General features: G+C 72.5%; 3 protein-coding genes. 1 reads left to right on the forward strand and 2 read right to left on the reverse strand.

Going from position 1 to position 2,145, the window contains the following annotated elements:
- On the reverse strand, nt 1–255 hold a 255-nt coding region (locus B8460_RS23125; RefSeq protein WP_206742660.1), incomplete at its 3' end, for a hypothetical protein.
- Nucleotides 256–287: 32 nt separating this feature from the next.
- Between B8460_RS23125 and B8460_RS18415 the strand changes: the two genes are divergently transcribed.
- On the forward strand, nt 288–1,736 hold the full coding sequence (locus B8460_RS18415; protein WP_048863081.1) for an aspartate ammonia-lyase: 1,449 nt from the start codon (nt 288–290) through the stop codon (nt 1,734–1,736).
- 19 nt (nt 1,737–1,755) lie between these two features.
- On the opposite strand, the gene B8460_RS18420 is transcribed toward B8460_RS18415, so the two are convergent.
- Nucleotides 1,756–2,145, reverse strand: a 390-nt coding sequence (locus B8460_RS18420; protein ID WP_048863082.1) for a tetratricopeptide repeat protein, incomplete at its 5' end; no start/stop codon positions are given.

Here is a 2,145-nt window from a genome sequence, read left to right on the forward strand (position 1 = left end):
GGGGGCAGGCGTGCCGGAGGCCGGGGTGGCTTGCGTCGCCGCGGGCGCCGTCGCGTCGGCCAGGGCCGGCACCGCGGCGAGGACGGTGCAGAGGGCTGCCCCGACGACCGAGCAGAGGGTGATCGCCAAAATGTCACGCGGCACGTCAGCCTCCCGCAAACCGTCCCGCGCCATCATCCGCCCGGCCGGCACGGCTCGCAGGACTAGCCGAACCGGCCCAACCTGAACAGACGACGGGCCGCCGCCGGCCAGCATGGCCGGTGGATCACGGGGAGGGGAGACGCCGCATGGACCAGCCGATCGACACCGCCTGGCGCATCGAACACGACAGCATCGGTGAGATCGCGGTGCCGGCCGCGGCCTATTACGGCGCCCAGACCATGCGGGCGGTGCAGAACTTCCCGATCAGCGGCATCCCGATCTGGCATCACCCGTCGCTGCTGCGCGCTCTCGCGCTGGTCAAGCAGGCCGCCGCCCACGCCAATGCCGCGCTGGGCAAGCTGCCGGCGGTCAAGCGCGACGCCATCGCCGCCGCCGCCCGCGCCGTCGCCGAGGGGCAGCTGCACGACCAGTTCCCGGTCGACGTCATGCAGGGCGGCGCCGGCACGTCCACCAACATGAACATGAACGAGGTTCTGGCCAACCGCGCGCTGGAACTGCTGGGCCATCCGCGCGGGGCCTATGTCCATCTGCACCCCAACGACGACGTGAACCTCAGCCAGTCCACCAACGACACCTACCCGACGGCGGTGCGTCTGGCCGTGCTGCTGGAGGTGGCGCCGCTGCAGCGGGCGCTCGATGCCCTCGCGGCGGCGTTCGAGGCGAAGGGCGCGGCCTTCGCCGGCATCGTCAAGCTCGGCCGGACGCAGTTGCAGGACGCGGTGCCGATGACGCTGGGGCAGGAACTCGGCGCCTATGCGGTGGCCATACGCGAGGACATCCAGCGCCTGACGGAGGCGCAGGCCCTGCTGTGCGAGGTCAATCTCGGCGGCACCGCGATCGGCACCCGCATCAATGCCGATCCCGAATACGGCCCGCTGGCGATCGCCGAACTCGCCCGCCTGTCCGGCTTCCCGCTGGTGCAGTCCGCCAATCTGGTGGAGGCGAGCTGGGACATGGGCGGCTTCGTCATGTTCTCGGGCGTGCTCAAGCGCATCGCCGTGAAGCTGTCCAAGATCGCCAACGACCTGCGCCTGCTGTCGTCGGGGCCGCGCGGCGGGCTTGGCGAGATCGCGCTGCCGGCGATGCAGCCGGGCTCGTCGATCATGCCGGGCAAGGTCAACCCGGTGATCGCCGAGGTGGTGAACCTGGTCTGCTTTCAGGTGATCGGCCACGACACGGCAATCACGCTGGCGGCCGAGGGCGGGCAGCTGCAGCTGAATGCCTTCGAGCCGCTGATCGCCCACAACCTGCTGGATTCGATGAAGCTGCTCACCAACGCCGTCGGGACCTTCACCGACCGTTGCGTCGCCGGGATCGAGGCCCGGCCGGAGATGTGCGCCCGTCACATGGAGGCGAGCGTGGGTGCTGCGACCGCGCTGGTGCCGCTGCTCGGCTACGAGCGCGCCGCGACGATCGCCAAGGAGGCGCTCGCCACCGGCCGCACCGTCCGCGACCTCGCGGAAGCCGCCGGCCTGACGCCCGACCAGGTGACCGAGGTCCTGAACCCCGACCGCCTGGCACTCGCCCGCCGCGACGCGTGGCGGGCGGCGGTGGATGCGGCCCCCGGCGGCTGACCGCGCGGCGGCGGCGGGCTCAGCCCTGCCCGCGCACCTCGTCCAGCATCTGCCGGAACACCGCGTTGTCCGGATCGCCCGACAGCGCCGCCTGCAAATAGAACGCCGCCTGCCGCGGGTGGCCGGTGCGGGCGAGGATGCGTGCCAGCACGGCCAGGATGTGGCCGTTGAACGGCCACAGCGCCGCCGCGGCCGCCGCGCGGGCCAGCGCCTCGTCGGCCAGCCCCAGCCGCTCGGCGATCTGGGCGGCGCGGATGTTGTACTCGGCGTCCAGCGGCGCGAGCGCGAGGGCCTGCCCGGCCAGCGTCCGCGCCGCGCGCAGCTTGCCGCGGTCCATGCACTGCCCCGCCAGCGTGAACATATAGCCGGCATTGTCCCGCCGCGCGCCGCGCAGCGCCGGACCGACCGG

The organism is Acidisphaera rubrifaciens HS-AP3 (assembly GCF_000964365.1).
In the GTDB taxonomy this organism is placed as follows: domain Bacteria; phylum Pseudomonadota; class Alphaproteobacteria; order Acetobacterales; family Acetobacteraceae; genus Acidisphaera; species Acidisphaera rubrifaciens.

Excerpts from the sequence above, each read along its gene's own strand:
- B8460_RS18415 (WP_048863081.1), top strand. The coding sequence starts at position 288 with ATGGACCAGCCGATCGACACCGCCTGGCGCATCGAACACGACAGCATC.